This is a genomic window from Herbaspirillum sp. BH-1 (assembly GCF_002870055.1).
Taxonomy (GTDB): Bacteria; Pseudomonadota; Gammaproteobacteria; order Burkholderiales; family Burkholderiaceae_D; genus Herbaspirillum; species Herbaspirillum frisingense.
In genome coordinates this window covers 101,861-124,634 of record NZ_PKOI01000015.1, presented here as the reverse complement: position 1 = coordinate 124,634, position 22,774 = coordinate 101,861, and the positions used below count along the sequence as shown (strand labels likewise).

22 protein-coding genes are annotated in these 22,774 nt (G+C 60.4%); 16 read left to right on the top strand and 6 right to left on the bottom strand.

Going from position 1 to position 22,774, the window contains the following annotated elements; translation table 11 throughout:
* Window positions 1-463: 463 nt before the first annotated feature.
* From gmd to HBH1_RS18535, 15 genes are all read left to right on the top strand, one after another.
* Window positions 464-1,567, top strand: coding sequence for a GDP-mannose 4,6-dehydratase (gene gmd / locus HBH1_RS18605; protein ID WP_006463721.1), 1,104 nt, complete (start codon window positions 464-466; stop codon window positions 1,565-1,567).
* A 41-nt stretch (window positions 1,568-1,608) separates the two neighbouring features.
* A complete protein-coding gene (locus tag HBH1_RS18600) occupies window positions 1,609-2,532 on the top strand; it encodes a GDP-L-fucose synthase family protein (protein ID WP_102663931.1) in 924 nt (307 codons plus the stop codon).
* A complete protein-coding gene (locus HBH1_RS18595; RefSeq protein WP_006463719.1) occupies window positions 2,529-3,719 on the top strand; it encodes a DegT/DnrJ/EryC1/StrS family aminotransferase in 1,191 nt (396 codons plus the stop codon). Before HBH1_RS18600 ends, HBH1_RS18595 begins: the two co-directional genes overlap by 4 nt.
* Window positions 3,716-4,582 carry an ABC transporter permease gene (locus HBH1_RS18590; protein ID WP_006463718.1) on the top strand — a complete coding sequence of 289 codons (867 nt, stop codon included), beginning with the start codon at window positions 3,716-3,718 and terminating at the stop codon, window positions 4,580-4,582. Before HBH1_RS18595 ends, HBH1_RS18590 begins: the two co-directional genes overlap by 4 nt.
* Before the next feature lie 2 nt (window positions 4,583-4,584).
* Window positions 4,585-5,823 (top strand): ABC transporter ATP-binding protein, encoded by a 1,239-nt coding sequence (locus tag HBH1_RS18585; RefSeq protein WP_006463717.1) that lies wholly within the window; start codon window positions 4,585-4,587, stop codon window positions 5,821-5,823.
* 1 nt (window position 5,824) lies between these two features.
* Window positions 5,825-6,817, top strand: coding sequence for a glycosyltransferase family 10 domain-containing protein (locus tag HBH1_RS18580; RefSeq protein WP_158243308.1), 993 nt, complete (start codon window positions 5,825-5,827; stop codon window positions 6,815-6,817).
* A gap of 7 nt (window positions 6,818-6,824) precedes the next feature.
* Window positions 6,825-7,715 carry a CatB-related O-acetyltransferase gene (locus HBH1_RS25625; RefSeq protein WP_102663929.1) on the top strand — a complete coding sequence of 297 codons (891 nt, stop codon included), beginning with the start codon at window positions 6,825-6,827 and terminating at the stop codon, window positions 7,713-7,715.
* Window positions 7,716-7,750: 35 nt separating this feature from the next.
* On the top strand, window positions 7,751-8,572 hold the full coding sequence (locus HBH1_RS18570; RefSeq protein ID WP_158243307.1) for an alpha-1,2-fucosyltransferase: 822 nt from the start codon (window positions 7,751-7,753) through the stop codon (window positions 8,570-8,572).
* On the top strand, window positions 8,569-9,648 hold the full coding sequence (locus HBH1_RS18565) for a glycosyltransferase family 2 protein (RefSeq protein WP_006463713.1): 1,080 nt from the start codon (window positions 8,569-8,571) through the stop codon (window positions 9,646-9,648). The genes HBH1_RS18570 and HBH1_RS18565 overlap by 4 nt, the downstream gene beginning before the upstream one ends.
* A complete protein-coding gene (locus HBH1_RS18560) occupies window positions 9,645-10,583 on the top strand; it encodes a glycosyltransferase family 2 protein (RefSeq protein ID WP_102663927.1) in 939 nt (312 codons plus the stop codon). Before HBH1_RS18565 ends, HBH1_RS18560 begins: the two co-directional genes overlap by 4 nt.
* Window positions 10,580-11,590 (top strand): glycosyltransferase family 2 protein, encoded by a 1,011-nt coding sequence (locus tag HBH1_RS18555; protein ID WP_102663926.1) that lies wholly within the window; start codon window positions 10,580-10,582, stop codon window positions 11,588-11,590. Before HBH1_RS18560 ends, HBH1_RS18555 begins: the two co-directional genes overlap by 4 nt.
* Window positions 11,591-11,606: 16 nt before the next feature.
* Window positions 11,607-12,440, top strand: coding sequence for a glycosyltransferase family 2 protein (locus HBH1_RS18550; RefSeq protein WP_102663925.1), 834 nt, complete (start codon window positions 11,607-11,609; stop codon window positions 12,438-12,440).
* A complete protein-coding gene (locus tag HBH1_RS18545) occupies window positions 12,440-13,585 on the top strand; it encodes a glycosyltransferase family 4 protein (protein WP_102663924.1) in 1,146 nt (381 codons plus the stop codon). Before HBH1_RS18550 ends, HBH1_RS18545 begins: the two co-directional genes overlap by 1 nt.
* A 129-nt stretch (window positions 13,586-13,714) precedes the next feature.
* Window positions 13,715-14,272 (top strand): sugar transferase, encoded by a 558-nt coding sequence (locus tag HBH1_RS18540; RefSeq protein WP_233207654.1) that lies wholly within the window; start codon window positions 13,715-13,717, stop codon window positions 14,270-14,272.
* Window positions 14,269-16,254, top strand: a complete 1,986-nt coding sequence (locus tag HBH1_RS18535; protein ID WP_006463707.1) for a polysaccharide biosynthesis protein — start codon at window positions 14,269-14,271, stop codon at window positions 16,252-16,254. Before HBH1_RS18540 ends, HBH1_RS18535 begins: the two co-directional genes overlap by 4 nt.
* A 79-nt stretch (window positions 16,255-16,333) precedes the next feature.
* Here HBH1_RS18535 and rfbC read toward each other — a convergent pair whose 3' ends face one another.
* From rfbC to rfbB, 4 genes are read right to left on the bottom strand one after another with little or no spacing between them, the layout of a single operon-like run.
* Window positions 16,334-16,882 (bottom strand): dTDP-4-dehydrorhamnose 3,5-epimerase, encoded by a 549-nt coding sequence (gene rfbC / locus HBH1_RS18530; protein WP_006463706.1) that lies wholly within the window; start codon window positions 16,880-16,882, stop codon window positions 16,334-16,336.
* A complete protein-coding gene (gene rfbA / locus HBH1_RS18525) occupies window positions 16,879-17,781 on the bottom strand; it encodes a glucose-1-phosphate thymidylyltransferase RfbA (protein WP_006463705.1) in 903 nt (300 codons plus the stop codon). Before rfbA ends, rfbC begins: the two co-directional genes overlap by 4 nt.
* A complete protein-coding gene (rfbD, locus tag HBH1_RS18520) occupies window positions 17,771-18,661 on the bottom strand; it encodes a dTDP-4-dehydrorhamnose reductase (protein ID WP_102663923.1) in 891 nt (296 codons plus the stop codon). Before rfbD ends, rfbA begins: the two co-directional genes overlap by 11 nt.
* Window positions 18,658-19,725 carry a dTDP-glucose 4,6-dehydratase gene (gene rfbB / locus HBH1_RS18515; RefSeq protein WP_102663922.1) on the bottom strand — a complete coding sequence of 356 codons (1,068 nt, stop codon included), beginning with the start codon at window positions 19,723-19,725 and terminating at the stop codon, window positions 18,658-18,660. Before rfbB ends, rfbD begins: the two co-directional genes overlap by 4 nt.
* A 159-nt stretch (window positions 19,726-19,884) precedes the next feature.
* Between rfbB and HBH1_RS18510 the strand changes: the two genes are divergently transcribed.
* On the top strand, window positions 19,885-20,700 hold the full coding sequence (locus HBH1_RS18510) for a symmetrical bis(5'-nucleosyl)-tetraphosphatase (protein WP_102663921.1): 816 nt from the start codon (window positions 19,885-19,887) through the stop codon (window positions 20,698-20,700).
* On the opposite strand, the gene HBH1_RS18505 is transcribed toward HBH1_RS18510, so the two are convergent.
* Window positions 20,630-21,430: a lysophospholipid acyltransferase family protein gene (locus HBH1_RS18505; RefSeq protein ID WP_102663920.1), complete on the bottom strand. Its 801-nt coding sequence runs from the start codon at window positions 21,428-21,430 to the stop codon at window positions 20,630-20,632. The two genes, HBH1_RS18510 and HBH1_RS18505, sit on opposite strands and share 71 nt — an antisense overlap.
* A gap of 45 nt (window positions 21,431-21,475) precedes the next feature.
* Window positions 21,476-22,762 carry a dihydroorotase gene (locus tag HBH1_RS18500; RefSeq protein WP_006463700.1) on the bottom strand — a complete coding sequence of 429 codons (1,287 nt, stop codon included), beginning with the start codon at window positions 22,760-22,762 and terminating at the stop codon, window positions 21,476-21,478.
* Between the last annotated feature and the right edge of the window lie 12 nt (window positions 22,763-22,774).

Below are 22,774 nucleotides of genomic sequence, written 5' to 3'. Positions count from 1 at the left end.
AAAAGCCTATTTCGCGTGATATACTCGCTTGCTTATTCTGATCGCGCGAAATCGTTGCGAAACGGCGTCCAGTCAAGATAGGCACCGAAGTACGCCAGCGGCAAACTGCCTGTGAAGCGCTTTTATATTAGTGTGCTCGCACGAGGCGGCCAAACGTTACAGGTGCGGGGCCGACACGAACACAGAAGAAAAAAAGAGTGCCGTTCATTCCTGGCTCGTGTTGATGATGAGTAAATTGACTTTGTACACGATCGCAAAATAAGCCTCACCCATGCCATCCGCCACGCTCACACCTGCACCCCGGCTCCCATTACGCGTGCCAAAACCGCGTAGCCATCCACAGGTCTGATGGCGGGTCGCAGTCTAAAGCCTCACTTCCTGCCTGTACGGCCTCCCGTTGATGCATTGCCATCGAAGCCGCCCATCAACCCACACATAACGCACACGGACGACATCCATGACTATGAAGAAAAAAGCCCTCATTACCGGCGTCACCGGACAAGATGGTGCCTATCTGGCGGAGCTCCTGCTCGCCAAGGGCTACGAAGTGCACGGGATCAAGCGCCGCACTTCCCTGTTCAATACCGACCGTATCGATCACCTGTTCCAGGATCCGCACATCTCCGACGGGAGTTTCGTTTTGCACCACGGCGATATGACTGACTCATCCAGCCTGACCCACATTATCCAAAAGGTCCAGCCGGACGAGATCTACAACCTCGCGGCGCAGAGTCACGTCGCGGTCAGCTTTGAAGAGCCAGAATACACAGCGAACTCCGATGCCCTGGGCGCCCTGCGCATCCTGGAAGCAATTCGCATCCTTGGCTTGACCAAGAAAACACGTTTCTATCAGGCCAGCACCTCCGAACTCTACGGGCTGGTACAGGAAACCCCCCAAAAGGAAACTACGCCCTTCTACCCACGTAGCCCCTATGCCGTTGCCAAGCTCTATGCTTACTGGATCACGGTCAACTATCGCGAGGCATACGGCATCTACGCCTGTAACGGCATCCTCTTCAACCATGAGAGCCCCATCCGCGGCGAGACCTTTGTTACACGCAAGATCACCCGCGCCCTGGCCCGGATCAAGCTCGGCCTGCAGGAAGCGCTTTACCTCGGCAACCTGGATGCAAAACGCGACTGGGGCCATGCGCGTGATTACGTGGAAATGCAGTGGCTGATGCTGCAGCAGGAACAGCCAGAAGACTTCGTCATCGCCACCGGCGTCCAATACAGCGTTCGCGATTTCGTCAACGCCGCTGCGCAGGAAATCGGCATGAAGATCCGCTGGGAAAATACCGGGGTCGAGGAAAAGGGCTACTGGGAAAACCGCGAACAAGGCGATCCAAACCAACCCATCGTGGCAGTGGATCCACGTTATTTCCGTCCGACCGAAGTCGAAACCCTGTTGGGCGATCCGAGCAAGGCCAAGACCAAGCTGGGTTGGACTCCCAGCACCACCTTCGATGAACTGGTGGCAGAGATGGTACGCGAGGACCTCAAGTCGGCGCAGCGAGACGCGCTCGTCAAGAGCCATGGATATAACGCCTTCAACTACGACCAGTGATGAATTACCGGTGCACCGCTGATATTGGATAAGGGTTAGACATGCGTATCTTTCTCACAGGCGGCCGTGGCATGGTCGGGCGAAATTTCACCGAGCACGCCGCTGCCGTCGGACACGATATCCTGGCACCCACCAGCGCCGAGCTGGACTTGCTGGATGCTCGTGCCGTAAACGATTGGGTACAGCAGCAACAGCCCGATGTGGTGGTGCACGCTGCGGGCCGGGTCGGCGGCATACAGGCCAATATGCGCGATCCAGTCGCCTTCCTCACCGAAAACCTGGATATGGGTCGCAACGTTGTGCTGGCAGCACGCCGCGCGGGCGTCCCGCGTCTGCTGAACCTTGGCAGTTCTTGCATGTATCCGCGCAATGCGCCCAATCCGCTGGCCGAGCAAACCGTGCTGACCGGTGAATTGGAACCGACCAATGAGGGCTATGCACTGGCAAAGATCATGATCGCTCGTTTGTGCGATTACATCGGACGCGAAAATCCTTCACTGCAATACCGTACGCTGATCCCGTGCAACCTGTACGGCCGTCACGACAAGTTCGATCCAAAGCACTCACACCTTGTCCCAGCAGTGATTCACAAGATTCATGAGGCCAAATCCGCCGGACGTGACGAAGTCGACATCTGGGGCAGCGGCAAGGTGCGACGTGAATTCATGTATGCGGGCGACTTGGCCGATTGTATGTGGCGTGCGCTAGACCACTTCGACACTCTGCCGCTCTACCTCAACGTAGGCCTGGGCAGTGATCTTTCTATCCTCGACTACTACCATGCCGTAGCCCGCATTGTGGGCTTCGAAGGGAAATTTGTGCACGATCTGACCAAGCCCGAAGGCATGGCGCAGAAACTGGTAGATACCACCCGTCTGCAAACCTGGGGCTGGCGTGCAACCACTTCATTGGAATCGGGCATCGCCCAAACCTATCAATTCTATCTAGAAGGACGTCAAGCATGAGCCCCAGCCACTACCCACTCGCCACCGCCACCTGGGACGATGCGGAATACCAAGCGATCCAGAAGGTTATCGCCTCAGGTATGTTCACCATGGGAGCGAACGTCCAGGAATTCGAGAAACAGTTCGCTGCCTATACTGGCAGTAACTATTGCGTAATGGTCAACTCTGGCTCCTCGGCTAATCTACTGATGATTGCTGCCCTGCGCTTTCGCAAGGAGTCCCCGCTGCTCGCCGGTGAAGAGATCATCGTGCCTGCGGTATCCTGGAGCACGACCTATCACCCGCTGCAACAATACGGCCTCAAGCTGAAGTTCGTCGACGTTGACCGCGATACACTGAACTACGATCTGGACGCCTTGGCCGAAGCGGTAACCGACAAGACCCGCGCGATCATGATCGTCAACCTGCTGGGCAACCCCAACGACTTTGATGCAATCGAACGTATCGTGGCCGGTCGCAACATTGTAGTGGTCGAAGACAATTGTGAATCCATGGGCGCCGAGCTCAACGGCCGTCAGGCTGGAACCTTCGGCATCATGGGTACCTACAGTGCCTTCTTCAGCCATCACATTTCCACAATGGAAGGTGGCATGGTGGTCACCAATGACGAAGAGCTGTACCACATCATGCTTTCCGTTCGCGCCCATGGCTGGACACGCAATCTGCCCAAGCACAACCAGCTGACAGGTACCAAGAGCGACGACGCTTTTGTCGAATCCTTCAAGTTCATCCTGCCTGGTTACAATCTGCGCCCGCTTGAAATGAGCGGAGCCATTGGTATCGAGCAAGTCCGCAAATTGCCTGGCTTGATCTCGGAGCGACGTCGCAACGCCGTCAAATTCAAGGCTCTGATGGCGGACTATCCGCAACTCCGCATTCAGAAGGAAATCGGTGAAAGCAGCTGGTTCGGCTTCAGCATGATCATCGAGCCGGATGCCGGCTTCTCTCGTGAAGACGTAGTACGAGTGTTCAATGAATACCGCATCGATGTCCGTCCCATCGTGGCAGGCAATTTCGCCAAGAACGAAGTGCTGCGCTGGTTCGATTATGAAATTCACGGCGCGCTCAAGAATGCCGACGAACTTGACAGCAATGGGTTGTTCATCGGCAACCATCATTACGAACTGGATGAGCAGTTCGATCTGCTGCGCATGGCCCTGAACAAGCTGGTCAAAGCCAAGCAATGACGAAGGACACGCAAGAAACGGGTAACGGCCGCGACCTTGAGTCGCTGCCCTTGACCGTCATCACCGCCAATCCCGATGGCAAGGACTACTGGTCCGAGCTGTGGCGCAGCCGTGAACTGCTGGGCATGATGGTCTGGCGCGACATCGTGGTGCGCTACAAGCAGACTGCGATGGGTCTGAGCTGGGCACTGGTTCGCCCGCTGGCGACCATGCTGGTCTTTTCGCTGGTCTTCGGCAAGCTGGCCAATCTGCCCTCCAATGGCGCGCCTTACGCGCTGATGGTCTTTGCCGGACTGTTGCCCTGGCTGTTTTTCTCTGCTGCTTTCTCCGACGCCAGCAACAGTGTGGTGGGCAATGCCAACCTGGTCCAGAAAGTCTACTTTCCCCGCCTGATCATTCCGCTCTCGTCGGTGGTGGTGGGCCTGGTCGACTTTGCGCTGGCCATGCTGGTATACCTGGCCATGTCGTTCTTCTATGGCCTGCCGCCCGGTCTGCATGTGCTGGCCTTGCCCCTGTTCCTCTTGCAGCTTTGCCTGCTCATCCTCGGCTGCAGCCTGTCGATCGCCGCCTTGAGCGTCTGGTACCGTGATTTCCGGCACCTCTTGCCGGTGGTGCTGCAACTGGGGGTGTACCTGTCCCCAGTGGGCTTTGCCAGCACGGTGGTACCAGAGAAATGGCGCCTGCTGTATGCATTCAATCCGATGGTGGGCATCATCGACGGCTTCCGCTGGAGCCTGCTCGGTGATACGCAACCGCTTCGCTTGAATGAGGTCGGCATTTCCTGCCTGGTGACGCTCGTGTTGCTGTGGTCAGGCGTGCGCTTCTTCCGTCGCAGCGAGCATCGTTTTTCGGACGCCATCTAATCATGAGCAAAAGTATCATCGTCGAAGGAATTTCTAAGAAATTCCGTATCCATCATGAAAAGGAACGCGACACCCAGGAACGGGGCCTGCTGCGCAAGTTCCTCGGGCGCAACCGCAAAGACAAGGCCGGCTCGGATGAAGATTTCTGGGCGCTGCGCGACATCAGTTTCGAGGTCAATCAGGGCGAGCGACTGGCGGTCGTCGGCCGCAACGGTGCGGGCAAGTCCACGCTGCTGAAGATCCTTTCCCGGGTCATGAGCCCGACCGAAGGACAGATCCGCATCCGTGGCCGCATGAGCAGCCTGCTGGAGGTCGGTACCGGCTTTCACCCAGACCTGACCGGACGCGAGAACGTCTATCTCAACGGTGCCCTGTTGGGCATGTCGCGCATGGAAGTGCGCCAGAAGTTCGATGCCATCGTCGACTTCGCCGAGGTGGAGCGTTTTCTCGACACCCCCGTCAAACGCTATTCCAGCGGCATGTATGTGCGCCTGGCCTTTGCCGTATCCGCTTTTCTGGAACCGGACATCGTGGTGTTGGACGAAGTGCTGTCGGTCGGCGACGCCCGCTTCCAGCAGAAGTCCTACGCCAAGATGCGCGAGTTGGCGTCCCAGGGGCGGACGGTGCTCTTCGTCAGCCATAGCATGGCAGCGGTGAAGGATCTGTGCGAAAGCGCCGTGCTCATCGAACATGGACGCATCAAGGAAAAGACCCTGGTCGACGACGCCATCGGCGACTACATGCGGCACGCCATGCATGTGGGTGGCGCCAACATGCCCCTGGAAACGGAACACGTGGACCTTCTGGCCATGCATGTCACCCAAGGCGGCCGCAAGAACCCGAATTACAACTTCGAGGGCGATGCTCCGGTGGACGTGGAGTTGATCTATCACGTCAAGGAAAACTTGCAAAACTTCCGTATCGGCTTCTACGTCAAGACCGTCTTCGGCGACATGCTCACGCGCGCGCTGCTGGCCGACCGCAATCCGGAAATGGAAAACGTGCGCCCAGGCACCTATCGCGTCAAGGCGCAAATTCCCGCCGACTTCCTGGTCGCCGGAGACTATGTGCTGGAAGTTCACGGCAGCCAGTTCGGCGTGCAGGACTTCTTCGGCAGCAATGCGCTGCAGCCGTTCCGTATCGCCCGTCCCCGGCTGTTCAATATTCAGCATGCACGCGAACAGGCGTTCGGCCATATCTACCTCGATCCGCACTGGCAGCTGGAAAGGATTTCGGACTGACATGATCGACGTCAAGCTCACGACCTGCGCTCCCACCTGGCCTTGGGCTCGGCAAACGCCCGGGAACTTGTTGCAGTGGGGACCATTCCGCTTCCACGTCGATACGCAGGTGGAGCGTTGCGACGCGTGGGTGGTCTTCGAATCACTGAGCCAGACCGAGAACACCTGCTGCCCGCCCGAGAACGTCTTCTTCATTGCAGGCGAGCCCGATCCGATCGGTTCCTACCAGCCGGCTTTTCTGGATCAGTTCGCCCACGTCGTCAGCGGGCGCAATGACCTGCAGCACCGCCATCAGATTCGTCTGCAACAGGGCCATCCCTGGTTCGTCGAGAAAAGTTTCGATGAGCTGGCCAGCATGCCGCCGATTCCCAAGAGCCGCGATATCAGCGTCATCAGTTCAGCCAAGGCTTTCACCGAAGGCCACCGTGCGCGCCTGGACTTCGTGCGTGCCCTGCAGCAGCGCTTCGGCGACCGGGTGGAAGTCTGGGGCCGGGGCTTGCGTGATTTCGAGCAGAAATGGGACGTGCTTGCCCCCTATCGCTTCGCCATCGTCCTGGAGAACTTTGCCGGGGAAGATTTCCTGACGGAAAAATTGCCGGACGCACTGCTGGCTTACTGTTTTCCGATCTATTACGGATGCACCAACGTAGACCGTTATCTTCCGGATGACGCCAGCCTGAAGATCGATATCGAAGACACCGAAGCCGCGCTGGATGCAATCGGCCGATTGCTCGCCAATCCTGAAGAATACGACCGAAGCCTGCATGCCATAGCGCGTGCACGGCAGTACTATCTGCATCAACTGCAGTTTTTTGCCAATCTGAGCCACGTCCTGGAACGCCATGTCCGCAGCGACGTTACAGCGGTTCCGGTCTCCCTCGCGGTCAATGGCAGCTTTGCCGCGGCGCCTCCTGTCGCGCCGCAGCCGGAGGCCCCTTTTGCGTCGGTCCCGGCATCGTTGATATCTCGTCTGCGGCGGCTCATAAAGGGGTAAGCGACTGATGATCTCCCTGGCCGCCGTCAAATCCCGCTTTCAGGTCCTGCTCACCCATGTGTCCAGGGCCATCGTCGCGCGCGGTTTGCGTCCTGAGTCTGCCGCGCTTCTCGGCTATGGTTCCCGACAGCAGGATGTACGCGAAACGGAAAACGAAACGCAGCGACTGGCAGCGCAATGGATCATGCGACAGGCCATGCCGCCCGAGGTCGCTGCCCTCCTACTGGACAGCAGTGCAACCGGTGGCGCGACCGGCAAGGGTGGCCATGAAATGCATCCCGCTTCAAGGCAATGGGCCTACTGGTTAGCCCGGGAATGTACCGCAATCGACATGACCGGTGCGCTGCGCATGCCTCTCGTCGAAAGCGTCAACTCCTCCCTGAATCAAGCCATCTTCTTTGATGGCGAAAATATCCAGGTCATGCAAGGCAGCATCGTGTCGGGGGATTCCAGGATCGGAGCCAATACGTACGTCGGCTTCAACTGCCACATCACCAAGGCCAGAATCGGGCGCTACGTCTCCATTGCAGACAATGTGCTGGTCGGCCCGGGAGAGCACCGCCTGGACCGGGTTTCCACGCACTCCATCTTCTACGATGCGCCCTACGAGACTCTCACCGAAGCCGCCTGCGTGATTCAGGACGATGTCTGGATCGGCGCTTCCTGCATCATCCGGCGGGGTGTCACCATCGGTACCGGGGCAGTGATCGGCGCCAATTCCTTCGTGAACCAGGATGTGCCTCCTTTCGCCATCATGGCGGGCTCACCTGCACGCAACATCGGCGCCCGATTCGACGATCAAACCGCTGCGAAAATTCTCGCCAGCAAATGGTGGGAACTGCCTGCTTCCGAGGCCCGCAAACTCATAGAACAACTTACGCAAGAAATCTCGTCATGATAGTCAGTCGCTTGATCGGTGGCCTCGGCAACCAAATGTTCCAATACGCGGCAGGGCGCGCCCTGGCATTACGCCGTGGCGTTCCCTTCGCCATCGACAGCCGTGCCTTTGCGGATTACAAGACCCACGCCTTCGGCATGCAGTGCTTTTGCGCCGACCAGACCGAGGCCCCTTCGCGACTGCTCCCCAACCCGCCTGCAGAGGGCCGTCTTCAGCGCCTGCTGCGTAGGTTCCTGCCCAATCCGCTGCGTGTCTACACCGAGAAGACCTTCACCTTCGACGAGGCCGTACTGAGCCTGCCTGATGGCATCTATCTCGACGGCTACTGGCAATCCGAAAAATACTTTGCCGACTTTGCCGATGACATCAGGAAGGACTTCGCCGTCAAAGCCGCCCCCAGTGCGCCCAACCAGGCCTGGCTGGAGCTGATCGGCCGGACGCATTCGGTCTCTCTGCACATCCGCCGAGGTGACTACGTGTCCAACGCCGCGGCCGCCGCCGTGCACGGGACATGCGACCTGGGCTACTACGAGCGTGCGGTTGCGCATCTGCACCAGGTGACCGGCCAAGCGCCAGAACTGTTCGTCTTTTCAGATGACCTGGATTGGGTCGCGGCCAACCTGCAACTTCCTTATACGATGCATCTTGTGCGTGACAATGATGCCGCCACCAACTTCGAAGACCTGCGCCTGATGACCGCCTGCCGTCATCACATCGTGGCCAACAGTTCCTTCAGCTGGTGGGGCGCCTGGCTGGATGGCCGCTCCGAGAGCATCACCATCGCCCCGGCACGCTGGTTCGTCGCCGATACGCCAGACGCGCGCGATCTGGTTCCGCAACGCTGGGTGCGTCTATGAACCAACGTGAACAACTACCGGCCATCAGTGTCGTCGTTCCCACCTACAACGCGGGACGCTACGTGGAAGAGGCCGTGGCCAGCGTTCTGGCGCAGGACTTCCGCGACTTCGAACTGCTGCTTATCGACGATGGGTCCACCGACAACACGGCAGAAGTCGTGAGCCGGTTTGCCGCCGATCCGCGTGTGCGGCTGCTGCGCAATGAGCGCAACCTGGGGCTCATCGCGACCTTGCACCGGGCCTATGCCGAGTGCCGCGCACCGCTCATAGCGCGCATGGACTCCGATGATATTTGTGCACCAGACCGTTTCGGCAGGCAGGTCACATTCCTGCACGAGCATCCGGAGGTCGGCATTGTAGGCGGCGCAATCCGTTTCTTCGGCAACGTGGCGCCGAACGTCTTCACGTTCCCGCTCGCCCATGCCGATATCCATCCGGCGATGCTCTTCTATTGCCCCTTGGCCCACCCGGCTCTGATGTTCCGCAGAGAGCTGCTGGACCAGGGCATCATCCGCTACGACGACGCTTTCCGTCACGCAGAGGATTATCATCTTTGGAGCCGATTGCTCCTGCAGGTCAACGCAGCCAATCTGCCCGAGGTCGTACTGGACTATCGCCTGCATGCGCAGCAGGTCAGCTCGGACTCCTCCGACAAGCAGTATGCCGCCTCCCTGCGCGTGCGCAGGCAGATGATGCAAGAATGCGGCGTTGAGCCCACCGATGAGGAAATCGCCTTGCACGAAAGCGTCATTCTGGAGCGGCCCGTGGCCCGCACCGATTATCTGCCGGCCCTGGCCGCCTGGTTCGCGCGGCTGGAAGCGGCCGCGCGCCAGAGTGGCTATTGGAACGAGCAGGCCCTGCATCGCCTGCTCAAGGGCAAGTTCATCGACACCGCACGCAGGGTCGGTGCAGACCTGTCAGCGCTCGCCAATGCGGCTCCCACCGCCGGCTACGTTTCAACGGAAGATCTGACTATGGTCTCCCATGAGGCAGGCAAGGCAAGCCTGGCCACGCGCGTGAAGCGCCGGCTCAAGTCCATGGTGTGGCAGTGGCGAGCAAGAAGGAGCAAGTCATGATCCATGCCCAACAATCGGGGCTGGTCAGCTTCGTGATGCGAACGGTGGGCGGGCGTCCTCGCGAAATCCGCCGTGCGATCGCAAGCGTTGCCGCCAATGACTGGCGCCCACTCGAAGTGGTCGTGGTCTACCAGGGCGCGGAGAATACGCAATGGGAAGATCTGCAGAAGCTTCCAGCGGAATTCGCCGACATCGATGTCAAGGTGGTGCGCAACCCCGCCAGCGGCGACCGTCGCGCCGAGAACCTCAATATTGGTTGGGCACAGGCCAGCGGCCGCCATCTCGGGTTCCTGGATGATGATGACACGCTCGCGCCCAATCACGTTAGCCTGCTGCTGGCTGCTTTGCAGGCCACCGGTAAAACCTGGGCTTATGCGCAGGTGACCTTGCGCAAGGAAAATGCGGACCTGGAAATCGTCAGTGAAAGTACCCCCTTCCGACGCCATGCCTTTTCACTCAAGTCACTGTGGAGCGAGAACTTTCTGCCTATCCACAGTTTCCTCATCGACAGGAGCCAGCTACGTTCGGCACTGACCGAGCGGCCTTTCCACGAGGAACTGGATCGCTCTGAAGACTGGGACTTCCTGCTGCGGCTGGCCTTTTATCATGAACCGGCCGTGGTCGAAGAATTCACTGCCACCTATCATGTCAGTACCGTCGGTGGAAACACCAATCTGTCGCTGATGGATTCAGCCGGAAGGCAAGACCGTGAGCGGCTCAACCGTGAAGCATGGGCGCGCTGCAAGGCGATCGTCGAAAACCGCAAGGCTACCCTTGCTGCTACGGTCTGGTGGGGCAACGACTATTTCGGCTTGCCAGTGCCCGGGGCAGCAGTACAGGACCAACCGGCCGCCCCCTCCCCGACCGTTGCGCGCAGATCCCTGCGCGAGCGCGTCATCCGCAAATTGATTCGACTCCTGGAGCGTTTGCTGTGAAAGTCTCCATCTGCATTCCCGCTTATCGCCAGGTCGAGTACCTGCGTGAAACCCTGCAATCCTTGCTGACCCAGGATTTTCAGGACTTCGAAGTCATCGTCACCGACGATTCTCCCGACGACAGCGTATGCGATCTGCTGGCGAGCTTCGATTTTGGGGGCAGGCTGCGCTATGTCCGCAACTCGCCCGCCCTCGGTTCACCCGAGAACTGGAACGCCGCGCTGCGGCTGGCGCAAGGCGACTATGTCAAGATCCTGCATCACGACGATCATTTCATCCGCCCGGATGCATTACGCCTGTTCGTCAAGTTGCTCGACGATGCTCCACACGCGGACTTCGGATTTTGCGCGACCCTGGTCAACCATATCGATGTGAACATGCAGCGCATCCATTGCGCCAGTGACCGCCAGTTGGCCGATCTCGCGGAAGATCCGGCCAGCCTCTTCGTGGGCAACTGCATTGGCGCCCCCAGCGCCACCATCTGCCGACGGTCCGCGAGCTTGGACTATGACCGCCAGATGAAGTGGCTGGTCGATGTCGACTACTACTACCGCATGCTGATGAATAACCGGCGCTTCGCCTTTACGACCGAAGCACTCATCACCACACCCACCAACGCAGGGCACCAGGTGACTGAAATCTGCCGCGACAATGGTGAAGTCGAACTGGGCGAGGCGATTGCCTTCTTCCGCAAATTTTCGCCGCAGCAGCAGGAAAATCCTCTGGTCAAACAGGGCTGGCTGATTCTTTTCAAGCGCTTCCGGATGCGCAAGCTGGCTGACTTCTCCCGCTACGGCGTAACACCCCCGCAAGAGGCACCGGGGCAAGATGGCTATTTCACCATTCTATTGAAGAAGCGTTACACCTTCTGGAACTTGCTGCGTGACCCGAAGCTGCTGGCGCGCAAGATCTTCTACCGGCTCTATCCATACGTACCCGGCTTCATCCGCCGTGCGCTCAAGCAGGTGTACGCGCGCTTGGGCCCGGCCAAGTCGGGCTCCCGCTGAAACAACGGATTTCGCCATGAACAGAGGTAGCTCCGACTGCCCACAGGGGCCCAGCCTCTCGGTCATCCTGTGCGTACATCGCGCCAATCCCTGGTTGCAACACGCCATCGACAGCGTACTGGAACAGAGCGATGGGGATTTCGAATTCCTGATCGCGGCCAATGCCTGCAGCGACGAATTCTGGGAGCAACTGCAAGCCGTAGGCCGCGGCGACCCGCGTATCCGATTGATCCGGACCAGCATCGGACAGCTGGCTTTCAACCTGAATGTGCTTGCCGACATGGCGCACGGACAGTACCTGGTGCGTATGGACGCCGATGATGTCTGCGCCCCGACCCGTATTGCCACCTTACGTGCGCACCTGGCAAACGATCCGCTCGACATCCTCGGCTCTGCGGTATGCCTGATCGATGGCCATGGCCACCAAGTCGGATTGATGCAGTTTCCGGAAAGCCGGGAGCAGATTGTGGCTGCGTTAAAAAGGCGGACTGTTTTCTGCCACCCCGCTGTAGCCATCCGTCGGCAGTTCCTGCTGGAGATGCGCGGCTACCTGGGCGGTTTTCACTCCGAAGATACCGATCTGTGGTTGCGAGCGAGCCGCCACGGAGCACGCATGGCCAACCTCCCAGACGTGCTGCTGTCCTACCGTCTCCATGACAGCCAGTCCATCAGCAGTGGTGCCGGCTACGCCGAAGTCAGTGCACATTGGTTGCGTGAATTCTTGTCCAAGCCCGGCTGGTACACGTTGCAGGGCCTGATGATCGCCTTGGGGAAGGCCGTCTGCAAGCGCTTCCTGCCGCGCGGTGCTGCCTACAGGCAAGGCCCGGAGAAGCAGGAAAGGGAGAGCTGATGCACCAGGGAACAAAGCCCAAGCTGCTCTTCTTCGTTGCCGTCGACTGGTTTTTCTGCTCTCATTTCCTGGAACGCGCAATCGCCGCGCGTGAAGCCGGCTTCGAGGTCATCGTACTCACCCATGTCGACCGGCATGGACCACGCATTGAAGCAGCAGGTCTGCGCCTGATCGCACTGGATATCGACCGCCGCAGCCTCAATCCGCTGGAGGCTGCAAAGACGCTGCTGGCGTTGATACGCATCTATCGTCGCGAGCGGCCTGCCCTGGTGCACCATGTCGCGCTCAAGCCCATCCTCCTTGGCAGCCTGGCGGCGCGCCTGGGCGGTGTGAAGCACATCGTCAACGCCGTCGTCGGCGGTGGGTATGTGCTCATTGCCCAAAGCTGGAAAGCCAAAGCATTGAGGCCGGTGTTGAACATGCTGCTCAAGCTGCTGCTCAACCCCGGGGGTAGCAAGGTCGTGTTCGAAAACGGCGATGACCTCAAGCGCTTCGTGACCACCCGCCTGGTCAGTGCTGCCGATGCCGTGCTGATCCGTGGCGCCGGTGTTGATCCCCGCCAGTATCGCCCCGGCGTGCCAAGTCTGCCGCCGATGGTCGTCATGAGCGCCCGCCTGCTATGGGACAAAGGCCTCGGAGAATTCGTGCAGGCCGCACGCCTGCTGCGTGAACAAGGCGTCGTAGCACGTTTTATCGTGGCCGGCGAGCGCGATCCCGGCAATCGTTCCTCGGTGGACCTGCAGACACTGGACACATGGAAACAGGAAGGCGTTGTCGAATTCTGGGGTTTCCAGGAAGATATGCATGCCGTTCTTGCCCAGGCCAGTATCGCCTGTCTACCTTCGTATCGGGAAGGCTTGCCCAAGGCGTTGCTGGAAGCCATGGCATGCGCCCTGCCCTGCGTGACAACCGATGTCGAAGGCTGCCGCGAAGCGGTACGCGACGGCGACAACGGACTCCTGGTCCCCGCCGCCGACGCCCCAGCGCTGGCCGCGGCCTTGCGCAGACTGCTGGAGGAACCGGCGCTGCGTGTGACCATGGGCAGGCGCGGCCGTGAACGGATCGAGACCGAATTTGCATCCGCGCTGGTTAAGGAACAGACTCTTGCTTTATATGCGGGCCTGTCATCCCCTGGAACGCGTTGATCGGCCATCGCCGTCATGCAAAACGACAACTGCACACCATCGAGTCATACATAAAAAAGGAAAAGACGTGCAAGTCAATTTCTGTCAAGTGGAGCCCATCGGACCAAACGACAGCACAGGAGTATCGCAATGATGCTGCGCATGCTGGACATCCTCTTCTCGTTGCTCGGCTTGTTGCTGACTTCGCCCCTGCTGGTACTGCTGTTCGTCTTGGGCCTGTTCGATACCGGGTCGCCGCTGTTCCGCCAGACCCGGGTGGGGCGGCACCAGCGGCCGTTCGTCCTAGTCAAGTTCCGGACCATGAAGCCCGATACCCAGTCGATGGCGACCCATCTGGCCAGCCCCGCCTCGGTCACCCGCATAGGCAGCATGCTCAGGCGTACCAAGCTCGATGAGCTGCCACAGTTGTGGAACGTATTGACAGGAGAAATGAGTCTTGTCGGGCCGCGCCCCTGCCTGTTCAACCAGACCGAGCTGATTGCCGAACGCGCACAGCGGCGGGTATTCGATGCCCGGCCCGGCATCACTGGTCTAGCGCAGGTCAAGGGTGTCGACATGTCGACACCCCGTCTGCTGGCAGAAATCGATGCGCGCATGCTCGCTGAGATGAACTTGGCCCATTACATCAAATTCATCGTCCAGACCGCAACGGGCTCGGGTCGTGGGGACAGGATCAAAGCGCCATGAACCAAGCACGCTTTCTTCGTCGCAGCTGGCGCCGTGCCTGCTCGGCGCTGGCCCGCCCGGCATTGGCCCTGCCCCGCCCCGTCAAGCGCATCGTCGCGCTGACCATCGACCTCAGTCTTTGCCTGTTCACCGCATGGCTGAGCTTCTACCTGCGGCTGGGTGAATTCATCAGTATCACGCGAGAGTCCGAATGGGGCACTGGCCTGCTGCTGGCCGCAGTGGCTGCCTGCCTCATTGCTTTGCCGATCTTCATCGTCTCCGGCCTGTACCGTGCGATCTTCCGCTACAGCGGCCTGCCTGCGCTGCAAACGGTTGGCCGCGCGGTCGGCGTCTATGGTGTGCTGTACTTCTCGATCTTTACGATCATCGGCATCAATGGCGTGCCGCGCACGGTGGGCATCATCCAGCCCATCCTGCTGCTGTTCATGGTAGGCGCATCACGGGCGCTTGCGCGGGTCTGGTTGAGTGATCAGTATCTTCGCATCCTCAAGCATGCCGCCCGTCCCAAGGTCATGATCTATGGTGCCGGCGAAGCCGGACGCCAGCTGGCAGGCGCCCTGACCAACAGCCACGAAATGCAGGTGGCGGGTTTCCTGGATGACGATGACCGGCTGCACGGCCATGTCCTCAACGGCCTGCCCATCTACAATCCGGCCGACCTGGCGGGGCTGGTGGAGACGTTGAAGATCAACGACGTCCTCCTGGCCATGCCCAACATCAACCGGACGCGACGCAACGCGATTCTGAGTGACATCCGCAGCGCGCACGTTTCGGTGCGCACGCTGCCCAGCGTCATGGACCTGGCGCGCGGAAGGATCAGCGTCTCCGACCTGCGAGAACTCGACATCGACGACCTGCTGGGCCGCGAGCCCGTCCTGCCCAACCATCTTTTGCTGGCCAAGAACATCACCGGCAAGGTGGTCCTGGTGACCGGCGCGGGAGGATCGATCGGCAGCGAGCTGTGCCGGCAGATCCTGGCGGTCTCTCCGGTCAAGCTGCTGCTCATCGAACAGAACGAATACGGGCTCTACGCCATCCATCAGGAACTGGAAGCACAACTGGATGGCCGGGACATCGCCTTGGTGCCGCTGCTGGCCTCCGTGCAGGATGAAGAACGGCTGGGCGAAATCCTCTCCACCTGGCATCCCCATACGGTCTATCACGCCGCAGCTTACAAGCACGTTCCACTGGTCGAGCACAATCCGGCGGAGGGCATCAAGAACAATCTGCTGGGGACGCTGCGCACGGCCCGGGCCGCGATCGAAAACGAGGTCGCGCATTTCGTTCTGGTAAGTACCGACAAGGCCGTTCGCCCGACCAACATCATGGGTGCCAGCAAACGGCTGGCGGAAATGGCCCTGCAGGCGCTTGCCTCGACCCAGCCAGCCACGCGGATTTCCATGGTGCGTTTCGGCAATGTGCTGGGCTCGTCCGGATCGGTCGTTCCCAAGTTCAGGCAGCAGATCCGCAATGGTGAAGCGATCACGCTGACCCATACCGATATCACACGCTACTTCATGACCATTCCCGAGGCTGCTCAGCTGGTCATCCAGGCGGGTGCGATGGCCAAGGGCGGCGATGTCTTCCTTCTGGACATGGGACAGCCAGTCAAGATCATCGATCTGGCACGCCGCATGATCGAATTGTCAGGGCTGACCGTGCGCGACGAAGTCAACCCCGATGGCGACATCGAGATACAGATCACCGGCCTGCGGCATGGGGAGAAACTCTATGAGGAATTGTTGATCGGCGAGGATTCGGAAACCACGCCTCATCCTCGCATCATGAAAGCCCATGAGGACTTCATGCCTTGGCCTGCCTTGCAGGAGAGACTACGGGAACTGATGGCGGCCTTGTCAGCCAACGACGTCAACGCGATCCGCACGATCATGCAACGCCTGGTGTCCGGGTACACGCCCAGCGACGAAATCGTGGACTGGGTCTACATGGAACAGGAAACGGAACTACAGCGCGGCACCTGAGGAGCATTGGGACGGAGCTGGAGCGGGAAAAACGCCCGCTCAACCAGATCACGCGGGTCGCCCTTGCCTGCAACCCGGCTCAGTCGAAATAGTCGGCGCTGGCGAAGGCTACGCCTGCCAGATCCTTCGGCGAAAGCTTGGCCTGATCCTTGGCAATCACCCAGTCAATGGCCAGCTCGGGATCATCCCACGCAATGCTGCGCTCATGCTCGGGCGCCCAGTAATCTGTGGTCTTGTACAGGAATTCTGCCGTTTCCGACATCACGCGGAAGCCGTGGGCAAACCCTTCCGGGATCCACAGCATGCGTTTGTTCTCGGCACTCAGTTCGGCGCAGAAATGCTTGCCGAAGGTGGGAGAGGACTTGCGAAGATCCACGGCCACATCCTGGACGCATCCTGCGGTAACGCGCACCAGCTTCCCTTGCGCCTGGCGGATCTGGTAATGCAGGCCGCGCACGACGCCATAAGCCGACTTGCTGTGGTTATCCTGGACGAATTCCACCTCGCGGCCGATCAACTCATTGAAGCGCCGCTGATTGAAGCTCTCAAAGAAGAATCCGCGATCGTCGCCAAACACCTTGGGCTCGATGATCAGTACCCCTTCCAGGTCTGTCCGTATGGCGTTCACGACGCATCCCCCTGATCGCACAGCCGTTGAAGATAGAGTCCATAACCGCTCTTGACCAGCGGCGCCGCGAGCTTCTGCAACTGCTGGGCGTCGATGTAGCCCATACGATAGGCGATCTCTTCCGGGCATGCCACTTTCAGTCCCTGGCGATGCTCGATGGTCTGGATGAAGTTGCTGGCCTCGATCAGGCTCTCATGGGTGCCGGTATCCAGCCACGCGTAGCCGCGTCCCATCATCTCCACGTTGAGCTCGCCACGTTCGAGATAGAAGCGGTTGACGTCGGTGATTTCAAGCTCGCCGCGTGCCGAAGGCTTGATATCGGCTGCGATGTCACAGACCTGGTTGTCATAGAAATACAGGCCCGTCACAGCGTACCTGCTCTTGGGCTTGACGGGCTTTTCTTCGAGGCTGGTGGCACGGCCTTCGGCGTCGAAGGCGACCACGCCGTAACGCTCTGGATCATGAACATGATAGGCAAACACGGTCGCCCCATCGGTACGGTTGCACGCCTGGTCCAACTTGGACTGCAGATCGTGTCCATAGAAGATATTGTCACCCAGTACCAGCGCCGAGGGTGAATTGCCGATGAAGTCGCGCCCAATGATGAAAGCTTGCGCCAAGCCATCCGGGCTGGGTTGCTGCGCATAGCTGATGTTCATTCCCCAGCCGGCGCCGTCGCCCAGCAGCGTCTGGAAGCGCAATGCCTCCTCCGGCGTAGTGATGATGAGGATGTCACGGATACCGGCCAGCATCAGCGTGCTGAGCGGGTAGTAGATCATCGGCTTGTCGTAGACCGGCAGCAATTGCTTGGAGACGGCCATGGTCACCGGATGCAGGCGTGTACCCGAGCCGCCGGCCAGGATGATGCCCTTGCGGGAAACGTTGGATTTAGTGTTCATGGAGTTCTTTCATCATGCGCTCGACACCGTTCTGCCAGTCCGGCAGGATCAGTCCGAAAGCGGCTTGGAACTTGCTGCAGTCCAGGCGGGAATTGAGGGGCCGCGCAGCCTGTGTGGGGTAGGCGCTGGTGGGGATGGGGACCAGCCGGGCCGGGCCGGAAAGGCCCCCCAGTTGCCCCGCCAGGGCGAACACCTTGCGAGCATAGGCGAACCACGTGGTCTGTCCCGAAGCGGCCAGATGATAAAGGCCCTGGCGCTCAGGGTGGGCCAGGGTCTGGACGATGGCATGCGCGCTGGCATCGGCCAGCAGTTCAGCGCCGGTGGGGGCCCCAGTCTGGTCGTCGATGACATTGAGCTCGTCGCGCTGGGCGCCGAGCCGCAGCATGGTCTTGGCAAAATTGCCACCGCGTGCGGCATAGACCCAGCTGGTACGGAAGATCAGATGCGCACAGCCGCTGGCAACGATGGCCTGCTCGCCTTCGAGCTTGGTACGGCCGTAGACGTTGAGCGGGCCGGTGGCCTCGTCTTCCTTGCGCGCGTGTTCGCCGCTACCGTCAAAGACGTAATCGGTGGAGTAATGCACCAGCAGAGCGCCGCACTGCGCAGCGGCCAATGCCATGGCCCCCGGGGCCTCGGCGTTGACCAGGTGCGCGCACTCGGGTTCGGACTGCGCCTTGTCCACGGCCGTATACGCAGCCGCATTGACCACCACATCCGGACGCAGTGCCGCGATGGTGCGACTGATTCCGGCCAGGTCAGCAAGGTCCCCGCAGTACTGCTCGCTGCGGGCGCTCAAGGAGATGAGCTGGCCCAGCGGCGCCAGACTGCGCTGCAGTTCCCAACCGAGCTGTCCATTGCAGCCGAAGAGCAGGATCTTCATGCCTGGCGTGCAGCGTAATTGGTTTCCAGCCATTCGCGGTAGCTGCCGGAACGGACGTTGGCCACCCACTCCTGGTTGGACAGATACCATTGAACAGTCTTGCGAATGCCTGTCTCGAAGGTCTCGGCCGGCTTCCAGCCAAGTTCGCGCTCGATCTTGCCGGCATCGATGGCATAGCGGCGGTCATGGCCCGGACGATCAGTCACATAAGTGATCTGGCCAGCATAGCTCTGTCCGTCCTCACGCGGACGCAATTCGTCCAGCAAGGCACAGACGGTATTGACGATATCGATGTTGGCCTTTTCGTTCCAGCCCCCGACGTTGTAGACCTCGCCCGGTGTGCCCGCTTCCAGCACGCGGCGAATGGCGCTGCAGTGATCCTTGACGTAGAGCCAATCGCGGATCTGGCGGCCATCGCCGTAGACCGGTAGGGACTTGCCGTCCAAGGCATTGACGATCATCAGCGGGATCAGCTTTTCAGGGAAGTGATACGGACCGTAGTTGTTGGAGCAATTGGTCGTGAGCACCGGTAGCCCGTAGGTATGATGATAGGCGCGTACCAGATGGTCGCTGGCGGCCTTGGTCGCCGAATAGGGACTGTTGGGCTCGTAACGGTTGGTCTCGGTGAAGGCCGGTGCCTGCAGAGACAGCGAACCGTAGACTTCATCGGTGGAAACGTGCAGGAAACGGAATTGCCGGTGCTCCGCCTCATCAAGCTGGCTCCAGTACTCGCGCACGGATTCCAGCAGGTTGAAGGTGCCCAGCACATTGGTCTGCACGAAGGCCTCCGGGCCGTGAATGGAGCGGTCCACGTGGCTCTCTGCTGCAAAGTTGACGACCGCACGCGGGCGGTGCTGCTTGAGCAGATCGGCGACCAGTTGACGGTCGCCGATATCACCCTGAATGAAGATATGGGCCGCGTTCCCTTGCAATGAATCCAGGTTCTGGAGATTGCCAGCATACGTCAGCAAATCGAGGTTGACCACAGGCTCGCCCGTATGGCCGACCCACTCAACGACAAAATTGGATCCGATGAATCCTGCACCGCCAGTCACTAAAATCATTGCTGTCCTGGCATGGGTCGCCACCGCTGGTTACCATGCGTAAAGAATGGAAACCAGGTATTTTACCCGAGCGCACCCGCATTGGATCAGTTCGCACGGGGTGTTTATGCATGGCATCACCGATCCTTCACCTGGCCCCAAGCTCATCAGACATTGCCCATGAGAAATTACATTATCGGAGACCTGCAGGGCTGCCATGCCTCCCTGCAGGATTTGCTGGCAACTCTCCCCCCGTTTGCGTCCGACCGTATCCTCTTCGCCGGCGACCTCATCAACCGCGGCCCCCACTCCCTGCAAACCCTGCGTACGGTCATGCAAATGGGCGACCGTGCCCAAGCCGTGCTGGGCAACCACGACCTGCACCTGCTGGCAGTGGCCTGCGGCATCCGCCCGGCCCACCGGGATGACACGCTCGACGAGATCCTGGCAGCACCCGACCGCGACGAACTGATCGACTGGCTGCGCCATCGTCCGCTGGCCATCCACGAGCAGGGTCATCTGATCGTACACGCCGGTGTACTGCCGCAATGGGACCTGGAACAGGCGCTGTCGCTGGCTGCCGAGGTCGAGGCCATGCTGCAAAGCGAGCAATGGATCGATTTCCTGCGCCACATGTACGGTAACCAGCCTGCGCGCTGGAGCGACGACCTGGCCGGCTACGACCGGCTGCGCTGCGTCATCAACGCCTTCACTCGGCTACGCTTCTGCCAGGCGGACGGGACGATGGATTTTGCGGTGAAGGAAGGTGCGGCCGCCGCACCGGAAGGGCTGATGCCCTGGTTCGAGGTGCCGGGCCGTCGTACCGAAGAGGTAACCGTGGTCTTCGGCCACTGGTCGACACTGGGACTGGTGATGCGCCCCAATCTGATTGCGCTCGATACCGGCTGCGTCTGGGGCGGCAAGCTCAGTGCGGTGCGACTTGAGGATCGGGCGCTGTTCCAGGTGCAGTGTCCGCAGGCGCGCCAGCCGGGCTGAGCGATTCCGGCGAATATCCCAGGCCGGTCGCGATCACCTCACGCGCAGTACGCGCCAGGTCGCGCCGGTGGGCGCCTTCGGTGCTGATGATGGGCAGTTGCTTCAACTGCGCACGCATGCCCCTGGCCTTGAGGATGGTCAGGATGCTCTCGGCAATGGACATGTCGCCAATGAAATCGGCCGCCCCATGCAAATTGCCGGCCGCATCCACGTAGCGCAGCGCATACGGCTGCACCGGCGCCCGGGCATCGATGGCGGCTTCGAACAGGTTGGCGTGGAAGGGTAGCAGCGTACCCTGGGCCGCCGTGGTGCCTTCCGGGAAGAAGGCCACGTGTTCGTCCTTCTCGATGCTTTCCACCAGTCCCTTGAAGATGCGACGCACATCGCTGGCCTTGCCACGCGAAATGAAGATGGTGCCCGTCTTGGCACACAACCAGCCGATCAGCGGCCAGCCACGGATCTCGGACTTGGCCACGAAGCGGCAGGGCTGCAACGAATTGACCACGAAGATATCCAGCCAGCTCACATGGTTGGATACCAGCAGCGAACGCTGCAGCGGCAAGGGACTGTCGATCTCCACGCTGATGCCGCAGATGCGCAGCAGCTTGCGCGACCAGCGCCGGATATGCGCCTCCTGGCCCTTCTTGCCGGTCAACGGAAACAGGAAGGCGCACACCGCCATGCCCTTGAACAGATGCGCGATCAGGCGCAGCAAACGGAAAACGAACATGGCTCGGTCGGCTCTTGGTCGGCTGTAGAAACGATGCAGGTCGGATCAGCGCTCGAAGGCAATATGCCCCGAGACGATGGTGGCCTTGACCACGCCGGGCAGCTCATAACCCAGGAAAGGCGTGTGCTTGCCCTGGCTGGCCAGCGCGCTGCCGTGTACCTTCCACATGGTGTTGGGATCGAACAGGCAGAGGTCGGCCACGTTGCCAACGGCCAGGTTGCCCGCCTTCAGGCCCGCCACCTTGGCGGCGCGATGAGTCACCTTGGAGATCGCCTTGGACAGCACTTCCTTGCCCTCGCCTTCGGTCTCCAGCGCCCACTTCAAGGACAGCGACAGCAACAGTTCCAGACCGGTTGCGCCCGGCGAGGCTTCGCCGAAGGGCAGCAGCTTCTCGTCGTCATCCACCGGGGTATGGTCGGAGCAGACGGCGTCGATGGTGCCATCGAGCAGTGCGGTGCGGATCGCTTCGCGGTCGCGTTGCGAGCGCAGCGGCGGGGTCATGCGGGCATTGGAATCGAAGAAGCCAATATCCAGGTCACACAGATGGATGTGGTGCACGCCCACGTCGCAGGTCACCGGCAGGCCTTCGCTCTTGGCCTGGCGCACCAGTTCAAGACCGGCGGCCGAGGACATGCGACACAGGTGAACCCGCGCGCCCGTCGCACGCATGAGTTCGAACAGCGTGTACAGGGCGATGGTCTCGGACATCACAGGCACGCCCGACAGGCCCAGGCGTGACGCCGCCGGCCCGCTGTGGGCAATGCCCGAGCGGCCCAGGTGTGGGTCCTGCGGTCGCAGCCAGACGGTGTAGTTGAAGGTCTTGGCATATTGCAGCGCCGACAGCAACACGGTGGTATCGGTAATCGGTTCCTCGGCCTGCGAGAAGCCGATGCAACCCGCCTCGGTCAGCTCGGCCATCTCGGTCAGGGCCTTGCCCTTCAGGCCGGCGGTCAGCGCACCCAGCGGATAGACGTGCGCCTGGTTCAGCGAACGGGCGCGATGCTTCAGCATTTCCACAAGACCCGGCTCGTCCAGCACGGGATCGGTATCCGGTGGGCAGATCAGGCTGGTCACACCGCCCTGGATGGCGGCCTGCATCTCGGATTCGAGCGTGGCCTTGTATTCATAGCCGGGCTCGCGCAGGCGCGCCGACAGGTCCACCAGGCCGGGGGTCACCACCAGTCCGGTGGCGTCGATGGTCTTGTTGGCCACGAAGTCGGCCGGAGCCTGGCCGACACCGACGATCTTGCCGGCGGCTACGTACACATCCTGCTGGGCATCGATGCCGTTGGCCGGGTCGATCAGGCGGCCGTTCTTGATATGCAGTTTCATCAGTTCTTGTCT

What these genes read in the sequence shown, in the direction of transcription:
- gmd (WP_006463721.1), top strand. Translation starts at nt 464, where the DNA reads ATGAAGAAAAAAGCCCTCATTACCGGCGTCACCGGACAAGATGGTGCC.
- HBH1_RS18600 (WP_102663931.1), top strand. Translation starts at nt 1,609, where the DNA reads ATGCGTATCTTTCTCACAGGCGGCCGTGGCATGGTCGGGCGAAATTTC.
- HBH1_RS18595 (WP_006463719.1), top strand. Translation starts at nt 2,529, where the DNA reads ATGAGCCCCAGCCACTACCCACTCGCCACCGCCACCTGGGACGATGCG.
- HBH1_RS18590 (WP_006463718.1), top strand. Translation starts at nt 3,716, where the DNA reads ATGACGAAGGACACGCAAGAAACGGGTAACGGCCGCGACCTTGAGTCG.
- HBH1_RS18585 (WP_006463717.1), top strand. Translation starts at nt 4,585, where the DNA reads ATGAGCAAAAGTATCATCGTCGAAGGAATTTCTAAGAAATTCCGTATC.
- HBH1_RS18580 (WP_158243308.1), top strand. Translation starts at nt 5,825, where the DNA reads ATGATCGACGTCAAGCTCACGACCTGCGCTCCCACCTGGCCTTGGGCT.
- HBH1_RS25625 (WP_102663929.1), top strand. Translation starts at nt 6,825, where the DNA reads ATGATCTCCCTGGCCGCCGTCAAATCCCGCTTTCAGGTCCTGCTCACC.
- HBH1_RS18570 (WP_158243307.1), top strand. Translation starts at nt 7,751, where the DNA reads ATGTTCCAATACGCGGCAGGGCGCGCCCTGGCATTACGCCGTGGCGTT.
- HBH1_RS18565 (WP_006463713.1), top strand. Translation starts at nt 8,569, where the DNA reads ATGAACCAACGTGAACAACTACCGGCCATCAGTGTCGTCGTTCCCACC.
- HBH1_RS18560 (WP_102663927.1), top strand. Translation starts at nt 9,645, where the DNA reads ATGATCCATGCCCAACAATCGGGGCTGGTCAGCTTCGTGATGCGAACG.
- HBH1_RS18550 (WP_102663925.1), top strand. Translation starts at nt 11,607, where the DNA reads ATGAACAGAGGTAGCTCCGACTGCCCACAGGGGCCCAGCCTCTCGGTC.
- HBH1_RS18545 (WP_102663924.1), top strand. Translation starts at nt 12,440, where the DNA reads ATGCACCAGGGAACAAAGCCCAAGCTGCTCTTCTTCGTTGCCGTCGAC.
- HBH1_RS18540 (WP_233207654.1), top strand. Translation starts at nt 13,715, where the DNA reads ATGATGCTGCGCATGCTGGACATCCTCTTCTCGTTGCTCGGCTTGTTG.
- HBH1_RS18535 (WP_006463707.1), top strand. Translation starts at nt 14,269, where the DNA reads ATGAACCAAGCACGCTTTCTTCGTCGCAGCTGGCGCCGTGCCTGCTCG.
- rfbA (WP_006463705.1), bottom strand. Translation starts at nt 17,781, where the DNA reads ATGAACACTAAATCCAACGTTTCCCGCAAGGGCATCATCCTGGCCGGC.
- rfbD (WP_102663923.1), bottom strand. Translation starts at nt 18,661, where the DNA reads ATGAAGATCCTGCTCTTCGGCTGCAATGGACAGCTCGGTTGGGAACTG.
- rfbB (WP_102663922.1), bottom strand. Translation starts at nt 19,725, where the DNA reads ATGATTTTAGTGACTGGCGGTGCAGGATTCATCGGATCCAATTTTGTC.
- HBH1_RS18510 (WP_102663921.1), top strand. Translation starts at nt 19,885, where the DNA reads ATGAGAAATTACATTATCGGAGACCTGCAGGGCTGCCATGCCTCCCTG.
- HBH1_RS18505 (WP_102663920.1), bottom strand. Translation starts at nt 21,430, where the DNA reads ATGTTCGTTTTCCGTTTGCTGCGCCTGATCGCGCATCTGTTCAAGGGC.
- HBH1_RS18500 (WP_006463700.1), bottom strand. Translation starts at nt 22,762, where the DNA reads ATGAAACTGCATATCAAGAACGGCCGCCTGATCGACCCGGCCAACGGC.